Annotated in this window: 22 protein-coding genes and 1 other annotated feature; of the genes, 18 read left to right on the top strand and 4 right to left on the bottom strand. The window is 46.3% G+C overall.

Annotated features, from left to right (window positions below):
• The first annotated feature begins 8 nt into the window (after positions 1–8).
• The 4 genes from FFM77_RS08255 (at position 9) to FFM77_RS08270 (ending at position 2694) form a co-directional block, all read left to right on the top strand.
• Complete coding sequence (locus tag FFM77_RS08255) at positions 9–458, top strand: PTS mannitol transporter subunit IIA (protein WP_137635296.1); 450 nt, start codon at positions 9–11, stop codon at positions 456–458.
• Between the two features lies 1 nt (position 459).
• The gene (locus tag FFM77_RS08260; RefSeq protein ID WP_137635297.1) at positions 460–1614 is read left to right on the top strand and encodes a mannitol-1-phosphate 5-dehydrogenase; all 1155 of its coding nucleotides are present in this window, start codon (positions 460–462) and stop codon (positions 1612–1614) included.
• 472 nt (positions 1615–2086) lie between these two features.
• On the top strand, positions 2087–2419 hold the full coding sequence (gene trxA / locus FFM77_RS08265) for a thioredoxin (protein ID WP_137635298.1): 333 nt from the start codon (positions 2087–2089) through the stop codon (positions 2417–2419).
• A 41-nt stretch (positions 2420–2460) separates the two neighbouring features.
• Positions 2461–2694 (top strand): hypothetical protein, encoded by a 234-nt coding sequence (locus FFM77_RS08270; RefSeq protein ID WP_137635299.1) that lies wholly within the window; start codon positions 2461–2463, stop codon positions 2692–2694.
• Between the two features lie 53 nt (positions 2695–2747).
• Here FFM77_RS08270 and FFM77_RS08275 read toward each other — a convergent pair whose 3' ends face one another.
• Both FFM77_RS08275 and FFM77_RS08280 read right to left on the bottom strand, forming a co-directional pair.
• Positions 2748–3137 carry a hypothetical protein gene (locus FFM77_RS08275; protein ID WP_137635300.1) on the bottom strand — a complete coding sequence of 130 codons (390 nt, stop codon included), beginning with the start codon at positions 3135–3137 and terminating at the stop codon, positions 2748–2750.
• Positions 3138–3329: 192 nt separating this feature from the next.
• Positions 3330–3797, bottom strand: a complete 468-nt coding sequence (locus FFM77_RS08280) for a nucleoside-diphosphate kinase (RefSeq protein ID WP_137635301.1) — start codon at positions 3795–3797, stop codon at positions 3330–3332.
• A gap of 183 nt (positions 3798–3980) precedes the next feature.
• Here FFM77_RS08280 and FFM77_RS08285 point away from each other — a divergent pair, with 183 nt between their 5' ends.
• From FFM77_RS08285 to rbsU, 5 genes are all read left to right on the top strand, one after another.
• Positions 3981–5330, top strand: coding sequence for a DUF2252 domain-containing protein (locus tag FFM77_RS08285; RefSeq protein WP_137635302.1), 1350 nt, complete (start codon positions 3981–3983; stop codon positions 5328–5330).
• Between the two features lie 469 nt (positions 5331–5799).
• On the top strand, positions 5800–6798 hold the full coding sequence (gene rbsR / locus FFM77_RS08290) for a ribose utilization transcriptional repressor RbsR (RefSeq protein WP_137635303.1): 999 nt from the start codon (positions 5800–5802) through the stop codon (positions 6796–6798).
• Positions 6799–6907: 109 nt separating this feature from the next.
• The gene (rbsK, locus tag FFM77_RS08295; protein WP_137635304.1) at positions 6908–7831 is read left to right on the top strand and encodes a ribokinase; all 924 of its coding nucleotides are present in this window, start codon (positions 6908–6910) and stop codon (positions 7829–7831) included.
• The gene (gene rbsD, locus FFM77_RS08300) at positions 7828–8223 is read left to right on the top strand and encodes a D-ribose pyranase (protein ID WP_137635305.1); all 396 of its coding nucleotides are present in this window, start codon (positions 7828–7830) and stop codon (positions 8221–8223) included. The genes rbsK and rbsD overlap by 4 nt, the downstream gene beginning before the upstream one ends.
• Before the next feature lie 27 nt (positions 8224–8250).
• Positions 8251–9135, top strand: a complete 885-nt coding sequence (gene rbsU, locus FFM77_RS08305) for a ribose/proton symporter RbsU (protein ID WP_137635306.1) — start codon at positions 8251–8253, stop codon at positions 9133–9135.
• A gap of 479 nt (positions 9136–9614) precedes the next feature.
• Here rbsU and map read toward each other — a convergent pair whose 3' ends face one another.
• Positions 9615–10403, bottom strand: coding sequence for a type I methionyl aminopeptidase (gene map, locus FFM77_RS08310; RefSeq protein WP_137635307.1), 789 nt, complete (start codon positions 10401–10403; stop codon positions 9615–9617).
• A gap of 384 nt (positions 10404–10787) precedes the next feature.
• Between map and pnuC the strand changes: the two genes are divergently transcribed.
• Positions 10788–11567 (top strand): nicotinamide riboside transporter PnuC, encoded by a 780-nt coding sequence (pnuC, locus tag FFM77_RS08315; protein ID WP_137635308.1) that lies wholly within the window; start codon positions 10788–10790, stop codon positions 11565–11567.
• A 114-nt stretch (positions 11568–11681) separates the two neighbouring features.
• On the opposite strand, the gene FFM77_RS08320 is transcribed toward pnuC, so the two are convergent.
• Positions 11682–12464 carry a hypothetical protein gene (locus FFM77_RS08320; protein ID WP_137635309.1) on the bottom strand — a complete coding sequence of 261 codons (783 nt, stop codon included), beginning with the start codon at positions 12462–12464 and terminating at the stop codon, positions 11682–11684.
• Positions 12465–12635: 171 nt separating this feature from the next.
• On the opposite strand from FFM77_RS08320, the gene FFM77_RS08325 reads away from it, so the two are divergent.
• The 8 genes from FFM77_RS08325 (at position 12636) to trpA (ending at position 22483) form a co-directional block, all read left to right on the top strand.
• Positions 12636–14831: a glycoside hydrolase family 65 protein gene (locus FFM77_RS08325; RefSeq protein WP_171001584.1), complete on the top strand. Its 2196-nt coding sequence runs from the start codon at positions 12636–12638 to the stop codon at positions 14829–14831.
• Between the two features lie 789 nt (positions 14832–15620).
• Positions 15621–17066, top strand: coding sequence for an anthranilate synthase component I family protein (locus FFM77_RS08330; protein WP_137635311.1), 1446 nt, complete (start codon positions 15621–15623; stop codon positions 17064–17066).
• Entirely contained in the window at positions 17063–17632 is a 570-nt protein-coding gene (locus tag FFM77_RS08335; protein WP_137635312.1) for an anthranilate synthase component II, read from the top strand. Before FFM77_RS08330 ends, FFM77_RS08335 begins: the two co-directional genes overlap by 4 nt.
• 85 nt (positions 17633–17717) lie before the next feature.
• Positions 17718–17972, top strand: a binding site (T-box leader).
• Between the two features lie 135 nt (positions 17973–18107).
• The gene (gene trpD / locus FFM77_RS08340; RefSeq protein ID WP_137635313.1) at positions 18108–19127 is read left to right on the top strand and encodes an anthranilate phosphoribosyltransferase; all 1020 of its coding nucleotides are present in this window, start codon (positions 18108–18110) and stop codon (positions 19125–19127) included.
• Positions 19124–19909, top strand: a complete 786-nt coding sequence (gene trpC, locus FFM77_RS08345; protein WP_137635314.1) for an indole-3-glycerol phosphate synthase TrpC — start codon at positions 19124–19126, stop codon at positions 19907–19909. Before trpD ends, trpC begins: the two co-directional genes overlap by 4 nt.
• The gene (locus FFM77_RS08350) at positions 19902–20489 is read left to right on the top strand and encodes a phosphoribosylanthranilate isomerase (protein ID WP_137635315.1); all 588 of its coding nucleotides are present in this window, start codon (positions 19902–19904) and stop codon (positions 20487–20489) included. The genes trpC and FFM77_RS08350 overlap by 8 nt, the downstream gene beginning before the upstream one ends.
• Before the next feature lie 16 nt (positions 20490–20505).
• Positions 20506–21720, top strand: coding sequence for a tryptophan synthase subunit beta (trpB, locus tag FFM77_RS08355; RefSeq protein WP_137635316.1), 1215 nt, complete (start codon positions 20506–20508; stop codon positions 21718–21720).
• Positions 21713–22483 carry a tryptophan synthase subunit alpha gene (gene trpA, locus FFM77_RS08360; protein ID WP_137635317.1) on the top strand — a complete coding sequence of 257 codons (771 nt, stop codon included), beginning with the start codon at positions 21713–21715 and terminating at the stop codon, positions 22481–22483. The genes trpB and trpA overlap by 8 nt, the downstream gene beginning before the upstream one ends.
• Positions 22484–22615: the final 132 nt, after the last annotated feature.

Consider the following 22615-nt stretch of genomic DNA (forward strand, 5'->3'; position numbering starts at 1 on the left):
TGAATAGAATGGAAGCTTTAGATAAAAAGATGATTGCGTTGAACCAGCAAGTGGCCACGCAAGAAGAAGGCATCCGCTTAGCCGGTCAATTATTGGTCGATGGCGGTTGTGTCGAACCGGAATACATCGACGCGATGCAAGCGCGGAACCAAGATGTATCCGTTTATATGGGTAATTTCATTGCCATCCCCCATGGTACTGAAGATGGCATGAAGTACATTAAAAAGACCGGGATTTCCGTGGTCCAAGTACCAATGGGTGTGAGCTGGGGTGATCCAACCAATGATGATGACGATAAGACCGTTACCGTTATCTTCGGAATTGCTGGATTGAACGGTGAACACTTGAACCTCTTGTCTCAGATTGCGATATACTGCAGCGACGTGGCTAACGTTGCCAAGTTAGCGGACGCTCAATCTGAAGATGAAATTATTAATCTATTAAAGGAAGTTGATTAGAATGTTAGACGTACACTTTGGTGCAGGTAATATCGGTCGCGGTTTCATTGGCGAAACCTTGGCTGACAACGGCTTTAAGATTACGTTCGTCGATGTTAATGAAACTTTGATCGATGAATTGAACAAACGCAATGGCTATACAATTGAATTGGCTGCAGAAGGCCAAAAGCACATTGAAGTTCATGATGTTAAAGGCATTAACAACGGCAAGGATCCTAAAGCAGTTGCTGAAGAAATCGCTAAGGCTGATATGGTCACTACGGCTATTGGTCCTAAGATTTTGAAGTTCATTGCCCCACTCATTGCCGACGGGATTAAGTTACGTCAAGCTAACAACGATACACAGACCTTAGACGTGATTGCTTGTGAAAACATGATCGGTGGGAGCCAATCATTAAAGAAATCCGTTTATGAAGCCTTGAACGATGACGAGCAAGCTTGGGCTGACCAATATATTGGCTTCCCTAACGCGGCGGTTGACCGGATCGTGCCATTACAAAAGCATGATGATCCATTGTTTGTTTCTGTTGAACCATTCAAGGAATGGGTCATTGATAAGTCACAAATGAAGAATCCTGAAATCCAATTGAAGGGTGTCGACTATGCGGACGATTTGGAACCATACATCGAACGCAAGTTGTTCTCCGTTAACACTGGTCATGCCACGGTTGCTTACACCGGGAACATGAAGGGTTACAAGACTATCGGTGAAGCCGTTAAAGATGATAGCGTGGTTGAACAAGCCAAGCATGTCTTAGGCGAAACTGGGGACTTGTTGATTCAAAAGTGGGGCTTTGATCCTGAAGTTCACCATGCTTATCAAAAGAAGATCTTGAGCCGGTTCGAAAACCCATATATCTCAGATGATATTGAACGGGTTGGCCGGACACCAATCCGGAAGCTCGGCTTTGACGAACGCTTTGTTCGCCCAATCCGTGAATTGAAGGAACGCGGCCGTGATTACAGTGCCTTAGTTGACACTGCCGGCATGATGTTCTTCTTCAATTATCCAAATGATTCTGAAAGCGTTAAGTTACAACAAATGCTTAAGGATGAACCTATCGACCAAGTGATTCGCGAAACCACTGGCTTGAAGGATGAAGATTTAGTTAATGAAATTAAAGCGGCTTATGAAAAGCATTTAGCTGAAAAATAAGCTTTGAATATAAAAGATCTGGTTACTAACCGCCATGGTAACCGGATCTTTTTTTGGTGGTAGTTGTCATTTGGGATGGCCTGAAATTGCCACTCTGGTTGGCCCAGAATCGGCTGGAACGTGGTGGCCGCGTTTGTGAACCGAGGTGTGGTCTCACAAGCCGGGCTTTGACTAAGCTGAGAAAGTCACTCAACTAAGTCAAACGACACCACTGAGCCAATTCTGGGCCGCCCGCCGTTAATTAACGGATCATTGTGGCCAAAATTATTTTTTAATTGGTAGTCAATAATTGTAACTAGCAGTAGATGGCGCCGGTGTACGTTGATTAAGTTAGTGCAGCTTTATGATCAAGTCATCTTTTAGGCGTTCGCTGGTTACCGTGGTATGATTATAACTAAAATTGAGATGATTGGTCGTTGGTTCAGATAGTGCCAATGACTGTGTAACGAGTAAAAGTGAGGGTGTTTAGACTATGTTAGAACCGATTACAGGCGCTGAATTTGAAACCGTTGGTGTTGGGACGGATTTGACTGTCGTGGATTTCTGGGCGGACTGGTGTGGGCCTTGTAAGATGCAGACGCCAGCGTTGGAAGCTTTGGATGAAGATTATGATGGCAAGATCAAATTTGCTTCCTTAGATGTTGATCAAAATAAGGAATTAGCGGAGAAGTTACAGATTATGAGTATCCCCGCCTTGGTTATTTTTAAGCATGGTAAGCCAGCTGAAAAGGTGGTAGGCTTTCATCCACAGGCCGCTTTAAAGAAGTACTTAGACCAGAAATTAGCCGAAGTAACGGCTGATTAGGCTTGGGAAAGTGATTTAAATCGAGTGGGGGCGATTTTTAAATGTTTGGAAAGCTGAAATTAGCTGGCAATATCCTAATCGGGGCTGTGGTTGTCTTAGTTTGGGGCTGTATCCGATTGGTAAAGGTTTTAAGACAGTTGGATCAAGGAGTGCCTTATGCCAGGTTACAGTTACAGCTTTGGAACTGGGCATGGGTCTTAATTGCCGGTACAGCAGTTATCTTGGTGGCACTAACAGTTGCTATTATTCAGAAGTATCGGGCCACTAAATTTTAAGCATATAGCGAGTGGGGTCGGACTAACATGGTTAGCCTGGCCCCACTTTTTTGCTATAAATAGTCGTCAATTGTGGCAACTAGGTCATCACTGTTCTTAATCAGCTGGCGATTTAAGGCGATGATGTAAGTCGGACAGTCAGGATGCAAGATATTACTGAACGTATTTTCGATGAGACAACCAGTCAAATTGAACTTATGCTGTGGATCATCAAAGATCACGTTGAAGGTGTGACGATCGCTGGTGAGAATAATCGTGGTGTCAAAAAGTTGAGTTAACAATAAGCTTAACGTGGCGGTTGATTGTGTCAATCCTAGAGCCCCAGTAGTGGTGATGCGGGCTAAGCATTGATCCACTTGGTTGAGCAGTCGAAACATTGACGGTAGCACTGGTGTTGGTACATGTGGTGCGCTGGTTGGTACGGTCCCCATAACTAAATCCATAACGAATCCCCCCAATTCTGTAACTTAAGCATAGGGGGTTAACGAACTGGCGACCAAAATAATGACTTTATTTGCAGTAAAAAATAGCTTTTCGACAGTTGACTTAATAAGCTTGCCGAAGTATCCGGAAGTTAAACTAGGATCAAAAAAACGCCAACGATTGCTTCGTCAGCGTTTGAGTCTTATTAATAGTTATTTTTTGCCAGCTTTAGCTAAATCTTTACGTGCTGTGACGGCTAGTTCTGGGAACCAAATAGCGATTTCATGATGGGCGTTTTCACGACTGTCCGAGGTATGGATGATATTACGTAGAATGCCATCGGGATATTCATGGGCAAAGTCCCCCCGAATGGTCCCAGCTTGGGCGTCACCAGGACGAGTGTTGCCGGCTAGGTGATGGACTGCTTTAACGACCCCAGTCCCACTGACGATAATGGCAACTAATGGGCCTTCCATCATGTACGTTTCAATTTCGTGGAAATACGGGTTGTCCACTTGATCCCGATAATGAACATGTAACTGATCCTTAGTCGCATTGACCACTTTTAACGCGGAAATTTTGTAATTTTTACGTTCGAACCGGGTAATGATCTCACCGATGTGACCTTCTGCGACACCATCGGGTTTGACGAGAACTAAAGTTTTTTCTGAATTTGCCATAATGCTGGACCTCCCATAATTTTGGTAAGCGCTACCATTTAGCTGTTACTTAGATGGTAGCCTAACTCAGCAGGCGCGTCAACTGCAATCAACCGTGTGGCGCAATAATTTACGGTGAAAATTGTCACTTAGTTGTTATTTATCGGTATAATGGAGTCAGCTCAATACAAAGGATTGATGTCCATGCCACCACTTGATTTAACACACATTCGTCAGCACCACACCGTCGCTGAACTCGTTGCCCTTGGTAAAGCGCGCCGGTTAGTGACGTCGTTTGACCAATTAGGCACGTTTAAGCCAGTCAAACGGGATGCTGCTGCGTATTTACGGCATGTCCGGGCCATGTTGGTACCGGAGTTATTGCCGTTGCGCCGCGAACGAATGAGTACTTCGGCCTTTGCCTTTTTCCGTGGCTCGGTCGAATTAATGGATTATGATTTAGATTATCAAGGTTCCACTGAAATTCCCACCGTCGTTTGCGGGGATGCTCACTTAGGTAACTTTGGATTTTACGCTTCACCTGAACGCCGGTTGGTCTTTGATTTAAATGACTTTGACGAAGCCGGCGTCCATCCTTGGGAATGGGATTTACGGCGCCTACTGGTCAGCATTATTCTGGCCGCCCGTAATTCTGATTTTAAACCGAAAAAAGTTGATAAATTAATCCGTGAAGCCAGTGCTAGTTATCGGGATGGCATTCAACGGATGTTTGACCAGACGACGCTCCAACGCTTCTATCGGGATAATGAAGTCCAGTCAGTCTTGAACTTTGGTGGTGAACCGACTGATACGGCTGATTTTATTGCGGATTTGGTCAAGAAAGCCACCAAACGCAACTCCGAACAAGTTGTCCGGAAGTTTACGTGGACTAACAGTGCCGGTGAACGGCAATTTAAAGAAAATGCACCACGTTCCGTCCATCCGAATAAGAAAACTTATCGGGGGTTGAAACACGGGATTACGCAGTATTTACAAACTGTGCGGACTGATGTGGCTTTGCTATTATCCCAATATGAAGTCACCGATATTATTCGGCACAGTGTGGGCGTCGGTAGTTTTGGCTCGCTTTGTTACTTGGTCTTGTTGACGAGTACCGATGGCAGTCACATGGTCTTACAGATTAAAGAAGCCTTACCAACCCGGAAAGTCGGTAGTCAAACGCGGCCAGAATTAACGGCAGCGTTGGAACTAACTGAAGGCCAACGGATTGTGAGCGCACAGCGAATTCTACAATCTACTTCAGATGTCTTTTTAGGTTATTTCCAGATGGCGGATAAGAGTTTTTATGTTCGCCAGTTCCGGGATATGAAAGAATCCATCGATATTCCGACTTTATCCTGGGGGCAGTTCAAAGCGTATGCCAATACTTGTGCGATGATTTTAGCGCAAGCACATGCTCAAAGTCCAACCGCGGCCATGATTCGCGGTTACGTTGGCAATTCCAGCAAGTTCGACGATGCAATGGCTAACTGGGCAACTAGTTATGTCGAACAAGTCGATAATGACTATCAGACCTTTTTAGATTTGGATTAGGCTTCTGCCTACCGGTTGATTCCTAAAATGCTGGAACGTCATGGGCCATTTTAAAGCCAAAGTTCGGTCTTCAAAACCGACCTTGGCCTAAGTCCGAGAAAATCACTCGCACTAAGGCCAACACCACGGCTAAGCATTTAAGAATCAACCTCTCGGCTAGACTAATGGGTTAAAATAGACATTTATAAGTGTTGATTAATTAACGTCGGGCGGGTCAGACTTGGCTAAGTGGTGTCGTTTATCTTAGTCGGTGGTTTTCCGACTTAGATAAAGCCCGGCTTGGGAGACCACACTTTGGCTTCCAAACGCGGTCACCGCGTTCCAGCCAATTCTGGCCCAACCAGAGTGGCAATTATAATCGGCAACTGAAACGCGTCCTAAAAACTAGGGCGCGTTTTAGTTTGGGCGCGCATAATTAGGGGAACTGTTATACAATAAGGAATAGCTTGGTGATAGGGGAATTTTGAAGATGAAGAATAAAGCAATCACAATCAAGGACGTGGCCAAACAATCTGGGGTGTCGATTTCGACGGTATCGCAGATTTTAAATGGCAAAAGTGACAAGTTCAGTCCGGTCACCGTGGCTAAAGTTCAGCAGGCCAAAGCCGACTTACACTATGAACCGGATTACTTTGCTCGCCGGATGATTATGAAGACCAGTAAAACGATTGGCGTCTTGGTACCAGATATTACCAATCCGTTCTTTGGTGAACTCATTCGGGGGATTGAGCAAGTCTTGTATCAGGCCAGTTACATCACGATGCTGTGTAATGCTGATTTGGATGAAACCAAAGAACAGGGGTATCTGGCCGAACTCAGCCATCGGGGCGTAGATGGCTTTATTATTGCGAGTTCGGCGGTCTCAAATCAAGCCATCAATGATATCCTGCGTACGAAACAACATCCTTTTATTGTCTTGGACCAAAAAAAGGCGGAAGGTTTTAGCGATGCCGTACTGACGGATGACTTTGAAGGCGGTCGGCTGGCGGCGACTCATTTAAAGCAATTGGGTCACCAGCACGTGGCAGTCTTAATGCCGGCCCAAGCTTCGGTCAATGTGCAACAACGCTTGGCTGGTTTTAAGACCGTCTATGCCGATGCGGACATTGATCGCATTGACGTGCCACTATCGAAGTTAGGTGGTCGGCAAGCAGTCCCAGCTATCCTTAAAACAGCGGCAACGGGATTGTTTGCGATTAACGATGAAATTGCTTTTGGGTTGTATCTTGGGTTAGCCGAAGCCGGCAAGCAAGTGCCCCGTGATTATAGCGTGATTGGCTATGACAATGTGGAGATGTGTGAGTACGTCACCCCGCAACTGACGACAATTGCCCAACCGATTTTTGAGCTGGGTCAAGTTACAGCCGAAATTTTATTGGCTCGAATCAAGAATCCAGACCAGCCATGGGATGAACGGCGCTTACCAGTTAAATTAATTGAAAGAAAATCAACGGCGCATTTGAATTAATGATTCAGATGTGCTATATTTTTGTTGTTCTATTAAAACGTTTTCATAAAACGTTTTAATGAAAAGCAATTAAGCTTAAATTAGCGATTAATTAACTGGAGGGATTCCTATGAATACAGTCACTGTCATTGGTAGCATCAACTTAGATCGCACGATTCGGGTGAAGCAAATGCCCAAGCCTGGTGAGACCATGCATACGAAAGAGATTTTCTCAGCCGGAGGTGGCAAAGGCGCCAATCAAGCCGTTGCCGCCAAGCGCTCAGCAGCCATCACGCATTTTATTGGGGCGGTCGGCGATGATGATGCTGGTAAAGCCATGCTTGAATTACTGACACAAGAAGAGATTGACTTAACGGGTGTGACCACTTTGACGAATACCTCGACTGGTCAAGCGTATGTTGTCGTTGATGATGCCGGTGAAAATCAGATTATGATTCATGCTGGTGCTAATATGGCGTTTGATCCGGATTATGTTGCCCAACAACATCAGTTAATTGAAAGCAGTGACTTTATTATTGCTCAGTTTGAAAGCGCTACCGATAGTACGATTGCTGCTTTCAAACTTGCGCAGGCGGCGGGAGTCCGGACAATCTTGAATCCGGCACCGGCGATGGCAAAGGTTCCAACTGAGTTATTAGCGGTGACGGATATGATTATTCCCAACGAAACTGAAACCGAAATCTTAACTGGTATAAAAATTACGGATGAAGCTAGCATGTTACAAGCAGCGGCAGATTTGCATGCCTTAGGGATTGCTGCCGTGATTATCACGATTGGGAGTAAAGGCGCCTTCTATGATGTTGATGGTCGGCACGGTATCGTTCCAGCATACAAAGTTAATGCTGTCGATACGACGTCGGCTGGTGACACCTTTATTGGCGCGATGAGTAGCGTCTTAAAGTCTGATTTTAGTAATTTAGAAGCAGCGATTCGATATGGTAATGGTGCGTCATCATTAACCGTCCAGCGGTTTGGTGCGCAACCATCGATTCCGTATCGGCATGAATTAATTGAAGCGGGGTTAGCCGAATGAAAAAAAGTAAAGTGATCAATTCAGATTTATCGCGTGTGATTGCGCAAATGGGCCATTTTGACAAATTGAGTATTGGTGATGCCGGGATGCCAGTGCCAATGGGAACCGAAAAGATCGATTTAGCTGTCGATAATGGGATTCCAAGCTTTATGCAGGTACTCAATAACGTATTGGAAGAACTTGAAGTGCAACGAATTTACTTAGCCAGTGAGATTAAGACGCAGAATCCGGCGATGTTAACAGCGATTAAAAAGCGGTTGCCAGATACGCCGATAACGTTTATGCCGCATGATGAGATGAAACAGGACTTGCACAACTGCCGGGCCTTTGTCCGGACGGGGGAAATGACCCCATATGCAAATATCTTATTGGAAAGTGGCGTGACGTTCTAGGCATAGGCACGCATAGGAGGAAAGAGTATGAATGCAACGGCATTGTTAATTGGGCTGGGCCCATTGTTAGGGTGGGGGTTATATCCCACGATTGCTTCTAAGATTGGTGGTCGTCCCGTTAATCAGATCCTCGGGTCCACGATTGGGACGTTATTGTTTGCCATGGTCTTTGCGATGGTTCAAGGAATTGCCTTGCCAACTGGCCATGATTTGATCTTTGCCATTATCTCTGGAATCGGTTGGGCCAGTGCCCAAATTATCACGTTTAAGGCGTTTACGATGGTCGGTTCGTCACGGGCAATGCCGGTGACGACAGCGTTTCAATTATTAGGAGCTTCGTTATGGGGTGTGATTGCGCTAGGTGATTGGCCAACGATGGCTGCGAAACTTTTCGGCGGGGTAGCTTTGGTGTTAATCATTATTGGCGCTAGCTTGACAGTCTGGTCAGAACATAAGGATGCCGGTAACGCCCGATTACTGCGGCAAGCGGTGCTCTGGCTGGCAGTCGGTGAGATTGGCTACTGGGCCTATTCCGCCGCTCCTCAAGCGACCAAGCTGAGTGGGATGCAAGCTTTCTTACCTCAAGCAATTGGGATGGTCTTAGTTGGGATCGTGTATGCCATATTCCTCGCGTTGCGGGGTGAAAAATTAGTGTTAACGGAAAGCATTTCGTATCGCCATATTTTCTCAGGTTTATTCTTCGCATTTGCGGCGTTAACTTACCTAATCTCTGCCCAACCAGACATGAATGGTTTAGCAACTGGTTTTATCTTGTCACAAACTTCTGTAGTCCTCGCAACTTTGACTGGTATTTGGTTCTTAGGCCAGAAGAAGACCAGTAAAGAAATGCGTATCACGGTCTTGGGGTTAGTCTTAATCTTAGTTGCGGCTACTGTGACCGTTTTAATTTAATAGTTTGAAATACTTGGTGCTATTTGGTGTAAGTTGCCACTCTGGTTGGTCCAGAATCGGCTGGAACGTGGTGGCCGCGTTTGTGAGCCGAAGAGCGGTCTCACAAGCCGGGCTTTGACTAACCCGGAAAAATCACCGGCTAAGTCAAACGACACCACTGAGCCAATTCTGGCCCGCCCGCCGTTAGTTAGTCGATATTTATAAAATGTTCAATCAACAAATTTAGCCGAGCCGTTGGTTCCTAAAATGCTCAGCCGTGTCGTTGGCCTTAGTGCGAGTGGCCTGCTCGGACTTAGGCCAAGGCCAGCTTTGAAGACCGAACTTTGGCTTCGAAATGGCCCATGGCGTTCCAGCGTTTTAGGAACCAACCGGCAGGCGACAATTTCAACTAGCACCAAGCGTAATTTGACTTATAAATATTGAGATTAAAAAAAAGGTTATCTGAAATTTTAAAATTTCAGATAACCTTCTTTTTTAATTTACTTCAGTAAATACTTCGCATCGAAGTCATGATCGTATGATGATAAGATTTTTGGCCCATCATTGGTAACGACTAAAGTGTGTTCGTATTGGCAGCTAAGGCTGCCGTCTAACGTGCGCACAGTCCAGCCGTCGTCAGCGGTTTCGCCAGAGCGCCAGTCGCCAATGTTGACCATTGGTTCGATGGTGATGGTCATCCCAGCCTTTAAGCGGGTCCCATGACCAGCTTCACCGTAATGTGGGACGTCAGGCTTTTCGTGCATCGTCGGTCCAATTCCATGACCAATGTATTCGCGAACCACGCCGTACCCCATTTCGTTTTCGGCGTAATTTTGAATAGCCCAGCCAATGTCACCGATACGGTTGCCGACAACGGCTTGGTCGATTCCTAGATATAAAGCCTTTAACGTGACGTCCATTAACTTTTGGACTTCTGGAGTCGCGGTCCCAGCAACGAAAGCGTGGCAAGAATCACTCAAGTAGCCATGGTAGTTGATGACCGTGTCGACTTTTAATAAGTCGCCGTCTTTAACTAAGATGTCTTTGCTTGGGCAACCGTGACAAATCATGTCATTAACACTGACACAAGTTGAGTACTTGTAGCCTTCAAAATTCAGTTCACCAGGAGTGGCGTCATGCGCCGTAATGTATTCGTAGGCGAAGTGGTCCACATCCCAGGTAGTAATCCCAGGCTTGATGTAATCTGATAAAGCATGGAACAAGCCGACCATAATGTCGCCGGCTGCTTGCATGCCCTTAATCTCACGATCTGATTTAAGAGTTATCATGTTTCCTCCAACAAAATTTAAATAATGTAAGTAAAAAAGTTTCCGTATCTAGTATACTCCAGCTGGTTGCTACCGACAAAGGGCATTGTTTTGCGGCTGATGGAATTTGTGGCACTGTCACGGCTAGCTATTTAAATGCTCAAAGCTGATATAAAAAAATAATAAAAAATCGCCAACCGAAAAATACCGGTCTGGCGGTTAAGTAAGCGGATTGATTGTGAACAACTGGTTTAATAATTCAAAATTAGCCCTTTTCATCGTCAAAGATAATGATACAATATATAGTGTTGTTTCGAGCAGATGCACCATATATAGTGGTATCTAATGATTAGTTGGCCAACTAAACACGACGCACGGCATAAATTGATTGACGGAAAGAGGAATTTGATTTTGAGTAATTATTTTAAATTTTTAGCGCACCAACTAAAGGGTTGGCCACAACAGAATTATTATTTATTCTACTTTAGCTTGGGTTGCCAAGTAATGACCTTGGTCAGTGCCCCAATTACACTGCTGTCTATCTTAACATTTATTGGGACGACTTTGGGTGTTTTATGTGTCTTGGCGATCAATGCCGCTAAATCGGTTAATGGGTTGTTAGGCGTTATTTCGGCTTTTTGCTTTATCGTCGTTGGTTTTTCAGCTAAAAACTATTTAAGTATTGGGGAACAATTAGCTTACGTGGTTACTTTAGATATTCCAGTTTTATTGAGTGCTAGTTGGAATGTCAACATGGTTTCAAAGATTCGAAAGTTCACTGGTAGCACTTGGGTGATTGCGATTGTTTCCACGATTATCGTGTATGGTATTTCTGGCTACTTAATTGGCACCTTTACTGATGATCCGCGGCCTTGGGTTGACGCGATCAGCTTTGCCATCTGCTTAACGGCCGGTGTAATCTGCTTCTTGCGTTATAACAACCAATACTTCTGGTGGATCGCCTCGGGCTTAGCACAGATGGTCTTATGGTTTATTTCTTTCCGTCAAGGTTCAGCGACATTGGCGATGTTTATCAATAGTTCTGTTTACTTGATCAATGATATCTTGGCTTTCACGGTATCGCCTTGGTACAACAAACACGAACGGGCACGCTTGATGGCTGAAGAACAAGCTGCTGCGGATGCGGAAAAGGCTGATCAGCACGCTTTTGGATTGAATCACTAATTTTAAAAAATAATAATCGGAATTTTACTTTCCGGCAGTGACGTCGCATCGATGATGATGCGGCGTTTTTTGTGTAAAAAAAGAGTTTGGATCATCATCCAAACTCAGTAAACTTTATGACCCAACAGCTTGCAACCGGGATTGCTGTCGAATAGCTTCCACATAAACGCGAACAAAACTGGTTCCGTAAGTAGCGGCTAATTGTGCCTCTAAATGTGGCGTTGGCGGCAAGACCTGTAAAAGCGGCCGAATCCATTGATTGGTCGGCAATAGCCGTAGTAATTGATGACTCGTAAATTGTGAAAACAACAAATTGCGACCGAAGTAGCGGCCAATACGTGCCTGAAATTGGGACTGATTTACCGGGACCAATTGTAGGCTGCTGTTATTCATATTACCAAGCAATAATTTAGCACTCGGAAAGTCGGCATGGAGATCAAGTTGCTGATTCTTATAGGCCTTAGCAATTGCCGGTGAGAGTTGGACCAGCCAGATTAACTGGTGTTGCTCCAAATGTAGCAATAATCTCAGGGTGATAATATCGGTCATTGTTAGCTGGTAACTGTATGCCTGCAAGGTTTCAGCCGTTAAGCGGGCGCGTAATTGTTGTTGAACCGCGTCAAAATTACCGGCTTGCCAGGTCAAGGTCAATTGATCGTGATTGGCTAGCCAAAGGGTATGATCGGCAATCCGCAACGTTAAGAAGCGAGGCGTCACATGATTGGGTTGGTCCAGCATTAATAGCCAGTAGGAGCTGGCACTAGAACGGGCGAAGTTGCGTGCTAAGACGTGGACGTTCGTCGGTAACGCCGTTTGAACGGCCAGTTGCAGTTGCCGGCGATGGTCGTCCGTATTAACAAATTGATTTGGATTATGAGTGGTGCGTCGATTCGCCATCACCATCACTTCCTCTATATAAACTACCTTGAGTATAAGCCAAAATTAACGAGGCAACACAGATTAAGTTCAATTTGTTAACTAATTCGCTTCGGAACGGATATTAACTGTGGCCTGAGCATAGCGTTACAATAAAAGGTGAAGTTTGTTAACAAAATGGGAGGTCATGAGATGGATTTATGGACACTGTCAGCGACACAGCCGACACGTGAATTGGCATCGCGGTTAACCGTTAGTAATGGCTTGATTGGGATTAAGGATTTAGCTGAAATCCCGCAGCTTCAAGCTGTTCCGATGACTGATACGGTAGCGTATGTGAATGGCTTTTATGATTATGAACCGATCCAGTACGGGGAAGCTCAGTTCGGCTTTCCACAACGTAACCAGACGATGATTCCGTTACCCGCACCGACCCAATTACAACTCTGGCTAGATGATGTGGCCGTGGATTTAAACCAAGGTCAGGTCATTGATCAGCACTATGCGTTAGATATGCGGACTGGGCAATTCACCCATACCTTAATTTGGGAAGCAACGGCGACTGGCCAGCAGCTAAAAATCAAAATTGACCGTTTGACGAGTTTACACATGGCTGCCTTGATGGGCCAACGGTTGACGGTTGAGGCGCTAAATTTTAAGATCGGTAAGTTACGGGTAGTGGCCGGGTTACATGCCACGGCGACTGCGAAAAGTACTGCCTTTGATCCACGTTTAGCGCATTATGATCCACATGATATTTTAGACCATCAGGAGGTGTCACAACCAACGCCTGATATTCGAGGCCTATCGTTAAACGCCTTGCACAGTGACCAGCAGTTAAGTCTCTTTGTCCATTACGATCAGCCGGGTCAATGGGTCGATGATGGAAATTGGACCGGTGAATTTGCTTTTGAACAGGGAAAAGTTAGCCTGACAAAGACGGTGTGGTTTGCTTTAGGGACAACGTCATTACCGGAGGCTGCTACCGACGGACTGAAGACTAGCTTTGAAGCGCTGGCCCAAGTACAAACGGCTGATTTGCAACAGTTCTGGGCGACTAGTGATATTAAGATTAGTGGGGATGAGGCTTCACAATTAGGCATTCGTTTCTCACAATTTGGCTTACTCCAAGCACTCGGTGGCCATCAAGGTAGTCATGGCATTGCGGCGAAAGGCTTAACTGGCAGTGGTTACAATGGTCACTATTTCTGGGACACTGAAATCTATGAAGCCCCGTTCTTTTACTGGAATCATCCCGAGTTAGCGCGGCGCTTATTGCTCGTTCGTTATCAACAGTTACCCCATGCCAAAACTTATGCACAGTCACTGGGATTAGCCGGCGCGTTGTTCCCGTGGCGGACGATTAATGGTGAAGAGTCGTCGGCCTACTTTCCAGCCAGTACCGCCGCGATTCATATCGATGCTGATGTCGCTTATTTAGTGATTCGGTATTTCCAGATTACCCACGACGCGGCCTTTATGCGTGATTACGGCTTGGAAATCCTCATTGAAACTAGTCGTTTTTATTTAGATTATGGGAATTTCGATGCACAAAAAGGCTTTGTTTTAAATACAGTTACTGGACCAGATGAATATACCGCTTTGGTCAATAATAATGCCTATACCAATTATTTAGTGCAATTTGAATTGCGCTACTTAACGGATCATTATGATCAACGCACTGTAGGGCACTTTAAGGTGTCTAATCAAGAATGGGCCCGCTTTAAAAAAGCCGCTGACGAAATGTACTTTGAAACGCAAGGCGACTTAATTGCGCAGGATGATAGTTTTTTATCGAAGAAACGACTCGATTTGAGTCGGATCCCACGTGATCAATTTCCATTATTGACCCACTACCATCCGTTAGTTTTATATCGGTTACAAGTCTTAAAACAGGCGGATTTAATCTTAGCGATGGTCTTGTTGCCGGAACAATTCACTGATCAACAAGTCCAGACCAATTATGATTATTACGAACCCATCACCACGCATGACTCGTCATTATCACCGGCCATTTATGCGATTGCGGCGGCGCGGTTAGGCAAGTATGCAGGGGCGATTGATTTCTTCAAACGGACGATTAATACGGACCTTGAAAACTTACAAGGCAACACCGCTGATGGCCTGCATTTGGCTGCGATGGGCGGTAGCTGGATCACATTTGCTTGGGGACTGATGGGGCTAGAAATTGATGATCAGCACGCAACGTTGCACCCTTACTTACCAACCGGCTGGACGCAATGTGCCTTTAAGTTACAGTATCGAGGTACTGTTTATGCCATCACTGTCACACCCGCCGATTTAACTGTGACTGGCGCAGTCGGCGATGAAGTGACGATTGATCAAGCGAGTCGGACCATTCAGATTCAGGCGACTAAGCAATTTTAGTAAGATTTATTGACTAGCAGGCTCGTGGTGGATCAGCTCTACAGGTCACTACGATTATTTTTAAGGTCAGCTTTTGGTTAATAATACTGTATTGGATTACGTCTGATGCTAGGTGAAATTATGGCCTACCACTTAGTTTCTGAAAGGCTGAAACGCCATGGCTGAGCATTTTAAGAAATGAGTTTAAATTGTTGAGTGAAAAATAACCAAGCGTTAATTTAACGGCGGGCGGTCCAGAATTGGCTCAGTGGTGTCGTTTATCTTAGTCGGTGATTTTCCGACTTAGATAAAGCCCGGCTTTCGAGACCGCACTGTGGCTCGAAAACGCGGCCACCACGTTCCAGCCAATTCTGGGCCAACCAGAGTGACAAGTTGAAGTTGACAAAGTTCTCATTAAAGTTTAATCTAAACGGCAATTAAAAAAGTTCGTCCAAAAACCGATGAGATGGAGATCAAGATGACCGGGCCCGCCCAGAGAGCGACTATTGCTGTGAATGTTGCCGAATGCCAGTCATTAAATGGACCATTGAGGGTTCCCGCGAAATAAGAGTACCGGGAAACGTTAGGCAGACGTCACTGCCAGCAAGGTGTTAGCCTTGTTTAGAGGGAACGGGTTAGTTATCGCAACTAACGCGTTAATTAAGGTGGTACCGCGGAGTGAATCCGTCCTTAAACGTTGCAAAACGTTTTTGGGCGGATTTTTTAGTTTGGAGGAATTTGTGTATGTTAACTTGTCGATGGTCATGCTTGAAAGCTGCTGGTTACTGAAGCCGTTCAAGGAGATTAAAAATGAATCTAAAAACGCTACAACAACTAAGTCAAAGTTACCCCATGGTGCCCGTAACCTTACAATATCAAGTCGATCAATTTGATCCAGTGGCCGTGACCGCGGCACTACAAACGCCTACGCAACCGTGTTTTCTATTAACCGGCCAACCGAAACCCAATGAAGCTGGCTATAGTTTTATCGGTGTGCGCCCGCAACAAACCTTGACGTATCGCAATGGTCAGCTAACGGTGACGACAGCTGACAAAATAACGCAGACTAAAACCGCATTAAAACCAGTCCTGCAGCACTTAATGACCGTTAACCAAACGCCTAAGATTCCTGGCTTACCGCCTTTTACTGGTGGCTTGGCAGGGTACTTTAGTTATGATTATGCGCGTTATGCCAATCCCACCTTACCGCAACATCCGGCCGACCCAGATCATCTGAATGATGCTGATCTATTAGTGGTGGATCAGGTCATTGGTTATAACCACCAAACGCATCAAGTCACCTTGTCACAGTTAGTCTCAACGGCAACCTTGGCGACGCGTTATGCCACGGTAATGGCGGATTTGCGGGCCCTTAAACAGCGACTTGCCACTTGTCTGGAACCCGCGCTGCCGACATTACGGTTACTGACACCGTTGACGCTAGCTTTTGATTTGCCGACGTTTACCGCCAAGGTCGCCCAAACGAAGCAGCATATTCGCCAAGGTGATATTTTTCAGTTGATCTTATCAAACCCACAACGGGCACAGATGACGGGGCCATTATTCAACTTAACCCGAACCTTATTTCCAGCCAGTCCGGCGCCGTATCAATTTTACTTTCGGCACGGTGATTTCGAGACGGTTGGGGCTTCACCGGAGACGCTGATTAAAAAACAAGGGGATAAGCTAGTGACTTATCCGTTAGCAGGTACTCGGCGACGAGGAAGAACGGCTGCTGAAGATATGGCGTTGGCCCGTGAATTAATGACTAGTCCGAAAGAATTGGCGGAACATAATATGCTGATTGACTTGGGCCGCAATGATTTAGGCAAAGTCAGTCAGTTTGGTAGTGTACAAGTGACTCGGACGCGGCAACTGTTGAAGTTCAGCCAAGTGATGCACTTGGGATCAACAGTTGAAAGTCGGGTGGCAGCAGGAACGTCTCCGATTGATATCATCGAGTCGCTAATGCCAGCGGGAACGCTATCGGGCGCCCCTAAAGTTCGGGCAATGCAACTGATTAGTGAGCTTGAACAGCGCAAGCGCGGTATTTATGGCGGTTGCTTAGGATACTTAGATTTCAATGGTGATTTGGATTTCTGTATTGGCATTCGTTTGGCCTATCGACAAGGCGCCCAACTAGTCGTACATTCTGGTGCGGGCATTGTGGCCGATAGTTGTGCCAAACATGAATTTCAAGAGTTCAATCATAAAGCGCGCGCGGTCGTGCAAGCGCTAAAGGTGGTGGCGCAATGATTTATCTGATTGATAATTATGACAGCTTCACGTATAACTTGTACCAACTAGTCGGTACTTTAACGGCCGAACCAATTACGGTAATCAAAAATGATGCGTTAACACCGGCTGAACTGATTGCGCGTCATCCTAGTAAACTCTTTTTTTCGCCCGGTCCAGGACGGCCAGAACAGGCGGGGGCAATGATGGCTCAACTACATGCGTTGATTGGCCGGGTCCCCATTCTAGGGGTATGTCTAGGTCATCAAGCACTAGCGTTAGCGTATGGCGGTCAAGTCGGTCCAGCTCCTGAGTTGATGCATGGTCGTCCCAGTTCGATTACGGTTAATCAAGCTGGGCAGCTGTTTGCTGGTTGTCCAACGACCTTTACCGGGGCGCGTTATCATTCACTGGCGATTACCCAATGTCCGTCTGACTTACAAGTAACGGCGACGGCTGATGATGGCACGATTATGGCGGTAGCAGATGAAGCCCGTGCGGTTTATGGGGTACAGTTTCATCCGGAATCAATCATGACTGATCCCAAGGTGGGCACTAAAATCATTCGTAACTTTCTGTCAATTTAGTGAGTAAAATTAAAATTAAATGAAAATAAAGCTTGACTTTCATCAAAAACAGCCTTATTCTCAATAACAACCAAATAAGTTCGTCCATAAACCGATGAGATGGAGATCAAGATAATTGTGCACGTAAAGAGAGCGGCCGCTGCTGAGAGTGCCGTCGAACGCAGATTATTAAATGGACCATCGAGGGTTCCCGCGAAACTGTAGTACCGGGAAACGTTAGGCATACGTCAATTGTCGGCAGGGTGTTAGCCCTGTGCTAAGCGTAATTAATTGAGGGACTGTCTGAGCAGTCGTCGATTAATTAAATTAAGGTGGCACCGCGGAATAATCCGTCCTTAAACGTAGGTAAACTGCGTTTATGGGCGGATTTTTTGGATTCTAAGGAGGTCATCAGTATGCAACTAAACCCTGGTAAACGATGGTATCACCCAATTTAATGGCGCGTTACTTAGCATTTAAAATTGGAGGAATACCTATGATTGAAACTGCGATTAAAACCTTAACTGAAAATCAAGATTTAACTTATGACCAAACCCACGCCGTGATTGATGAGATTATGAGCGGACACACGACCGATATTCAAATTGCCAGCTTTTTAACTGGGCTAGCAGTCAAAATGGCGACCGTACCAGAAATTGCGGGAGCAGCCGCCGCGATGCGCGCTCATGCGTTGGCGTTTCCAACCGATGAAGCCGTCTTAGAAATTGTCGGTACGGGCGGTGATCATTCGAATTCATTTAATATTTCAACGACGACGGCGCTAGTTGTTTCGGCGACTGGGATTCCGGTGGCCAAGCATGGTAATCGCGCGGCTTCATCGAAGAGTGGCGCGGCCGATGTGTTAGAAGCACTGGGCGTCAACATTACCGTTGATCCGCAACAGAGTGCCACGATTCTGCGACAGATTGGGTTATGTTTCTTATTCGCGCAAGAATACCATCAAGCGATGAAGTATGTGGCGCCAGTCCGTCAGGCATTAGGCATTCGGACCTTGTTCAACATTCTTGGGCCGTTAGCTAATCCGGCACATGCCACGGCACAAGTCTTGGGGGTCTACGATGATGCCTTAGTCGTCCCGATGGCGAAGGTCTTGCAGCAGTTGGGGCTAAAGCATGCGATGGTCGTGCATGGTCAAGATGGCTTTGATGAAGTGTCCTTATCCGCACCAACCACAGTGGCTGAGATTAACGGTGACCACTTAACCACGACCACGTTAACGCCCGAACAATTCGGACTACAACGTTGTGATAAAGCGGCAATTATTGGAGGCTCGCCAGCTGACAATGCGGCGATTACGCGTGCTATTTTGAATGGACAACCGGGTCCACAACGAGATGTGGTCGTGTTCAACGCCGGTTGTGCCATTCACACGGCGCGACCCGAACTGAGTATTCAAGCTGGCATTAACTTGGCCCAAGCCGCCATTGATGACGGAGCAGCTTTACAACAATTGACGCAACTGATTGCCTTAACGAAAGCGGGGCAGGCCGCATGATTTTAGACACGCTGGTCCAGCATACCCAACGCCGACTAGCGGCGCAGACGATTCCCACAGCGATCTTGCGACAGCAAGCCCTGGCAAGGCCTAAAGGTAATGTCGACGCCGTCTTGAATCGGTTTCGACACCCCGGCTTACAAGTGATTGGCGAAGTCAAACAAGCGTCGCCATCGAAAGGCCAGATTGTAACGAATTTTCCGTATTTACAAATTGCACAGGCTTATGTCGCAGCCGGAATTGATGCGATTTCCGTGTTGACCGAACCAGATTATTTTCACGGTGACTTGGCTTATTTGCAAACGATTGCTAATAAGGTTGATGTTCCAGTCTTACGAAAAGATTTTACGTTAGCACCAAGCATGCTGTATCGAGCGAAGTTAGCAGGGGCCGACATGGTCTTACTAATTGTTGCTATCTTAACGGATGCACAATTGCGTGAGTTGCAGGCGTTAGCCGATGACTTAGGCTTAGCGGCGATTGTAGAAGTGCATAATCGGACAGAATTAACCCGTGGCTTGGCAGCTGGCGCGCGGCTGATTGGGATCAATAACCGGGATTTAACAGATTTCAAAGTTGACTTAAATCGCAGTATTAGTTTACGGCCGATGGTGCCAGCGGGGATTCCCGTGATTGCTGAAAGCGGGATTCGGACTGCCACGGATATGGCGCGCTTACGGGCAGCTAAGCTGGATGGCGTCTTGATTGGTGAGACCTTAATGCGTGCCCCTGATAAAGCGGCTAAGTTAGCCGAGTTAAAAGGAAGTATTGCTAATGACTAAAATTAAAATCTGCGGGTTAATGACGACCGCTGATATTGCGGCTATTAATCACGCTAAACCAGATTATGCCGGCTTTGTATTTACTGCTGGTCGACATCAACTGACCTTGGATCAAGCTTTAAACTTGCGGCGACACCTGGATTCAGCGATTCCTAGTGTAGGAGTCTTTGTCGATGCCTCATTGGCGACGATGCTGATGGCCGTGCAGCAAGGGGCGATTAGCATCGTGCAACTGCACGGCCATGAATCGGCAACGACCATCCGGGCCTTACAACGCACTGGTGTCCCAGTGATTCAAGCATTTCGTTTGCCAGAACGGCCGTATCAGGCAACGCCAGCGGATTATGTCATGCTAGATAGTCAGGTAGGCAGTAAGCAACCGTTAACGCAAGCACAGCTTAACCTACCGATTAGTCAGCCGGTCTTTTTAGCCGGCGCATTGACGCCAAAAAATGTTACGGCTGTCCTACAAACTAGTCGGCCTGCAGTTATCGATGTCTCGCGTGGTGTGGAAACGGCTGGCCGTAAGGATCCACATAAAATCGCGCAGATGGTGGCTAAAGTCCATCAATTCAACTGAAATGGAGTTCTTTAAAATGTCAGAAAGACTAACAACAGCTCAGACAACCGATGATCGCTATTACGGTCAGTTCGGTGGTCAATTCATCCCAGAAACCTTAATGACGGAATTACAAGCCGTGGCTAAGGCGTATCACCGTTATCGGCAAGATCCAGATTTCTTGCATGACCTACACACATTATTACACGACTATGCTAATCGGCCCTCATTGCTCTACTATGCCGAGCGGATGACCAAGGATTTGGGTGGCGCCAAGATTTATTTAAAACGTGAAGATTTGAATCATACTGGTGCTCACAAGATTAATAATGTGATTGGTCAAGCCTTAATTGCTAAACGGATGGGAAAGACCCGCCTGATTGCCGAGACCGGGGCCGGGCAGCATGGCGTGGCAACGGCCACAATTGCCGCCTTATTCGGCATGGACTGTGAAGTCTATATGGGTAAGTTGGATACGGATCGTCAACGGTTGAATGTCTATCGGATGGAATTACTAGGCGCTAAAGTCCATCCAGTGACGACTGGTTCAATGGTGTTAAAAGATGCGGTCAACGCGGCGCTACAAGCATGGACGCAACGGGTCGATGATACTTTTTATGTGATGGGTTCAGCCGTAGGACCTTATCCGTTTCCACAGATGGTGCATGATTTTCAGAGCGTGATCAGTCGGGAATCTAAAGCGCAGCTGCAAGCGGTTGAACATCATTTACCAGATATGGTCGTGGCGTGTGTTGGCGGTGGCAGTAATGCCATTGGGAGTTTTGCCCAATATATCGACGATCCTAGTGTGCAGTTGATTGGTTGTGAAGCTGCGGGTAAAGGTGTCAATACCGGGCAAACTGCTGCCACGATTGAAAAGGGAACTCCAGGGATTTTCCACGGCATGAAGTCCTTGTTCTTACAAAATGATGATGGTCAGATTGATCAAGTTTATTCGATCTCAGCCGGCCTGGATTATCCTGGGGTTGGTCCGGAACATGCCCAATTAGCAGCGCTAAAACGCGCGACCTATGTTGGCATTACGGATGAAGAAGCCGTGCAAGCTTTTGAATATATTGCGAAGACGGAAGGAATTATTGCGGCGATTGAAAGTTGTCACGCTTTAGCCTATGTGATGAAGGTGGCGCCAACGATGCGACCGGATCAAACAATCATTTGTACATTGTCAGGCCGTGGCGATAAGGATGTTGCCGCAATTGCACGCTATCGGGGGACTGATTTACATGACTAATTTAAAAGCTGTTTTTGATCAACAAAAAGTTTTTATGCCTTTTATTGTGGCTGATGATCCGGATGTTGAGACCACAGTAAAAAGTATCGTGACACTCGCTGAAAATGGAGCGGATGTTGTTGAACTGGGATTACCATTCTCTGACCCCGTCGCGGATGGTCCCGTGATTCAGGCGGCTGACTTACGCGCATTTAAAGCCGGGGTCAAGACGGCGACCGTCTTTGAAATCGTCGAGCAGGTTCGCACACAAACGGCCGTGCCTATTGTGTTATTAACCTATGTCAATTTGGTTTATAAATATGGTTATGACGCCTTTTGCCAGCGCTGTCAGCAACTCGATATTAGTGGTTTGGTGATTCCAGATCTGCCACTAGAAGAAAATGCCGAATTAAAAGCGATTGCGACGAAGCATCATGTGGCGTTAGTGCCACTGATTGCGCCGACTTCTGGCAAGCGTATCACCAAGATTGCGGCTCAAGCAACTGGGTTTATTTACGTCGTTTCAGCGATGGGCGTCACCGGTCAACGGGAGCAGTTTTCGAAGCAGTTGGCCACGACGATTGCCCAGATTCGGGCGGTTACCACAGTCCCAGTCGCCATTGGGTTTGGCATTCATTCACCGCAACAAGCGCATGAGCTTGGCCAATTAGCGGATGGTATCATTATTGGGAGCGCGATTGTGAAGTTGATGGCCGCCCAACCGGTTGACTTGCAAGCCCAATTAGCCAACTATGCGCAGTCAATTAAGCAAGCTTTAAGCTAAATGATAGGTCATCCTAACTAGGTTGAAACACGTCTCATTTGGGGCGTGTTTTTGTGTTATTCCATAACGGAATATGAATTAGTCAAAAGTCGAGTTGTTCCCGACCTAGCCGGCGTTTAAGATAGAGGTTGA

Origin of the sequence: Lactiplantibacillus songbeiensis, assembly GCF_005405125.1 — a bacterium.
Lineage (GTDB): Bacteria > Bacillota > Bacilli > Lactobacillales > Lactobacillaceae > Lactiplantibacillus > Lactiplantibacillus songbeiensis.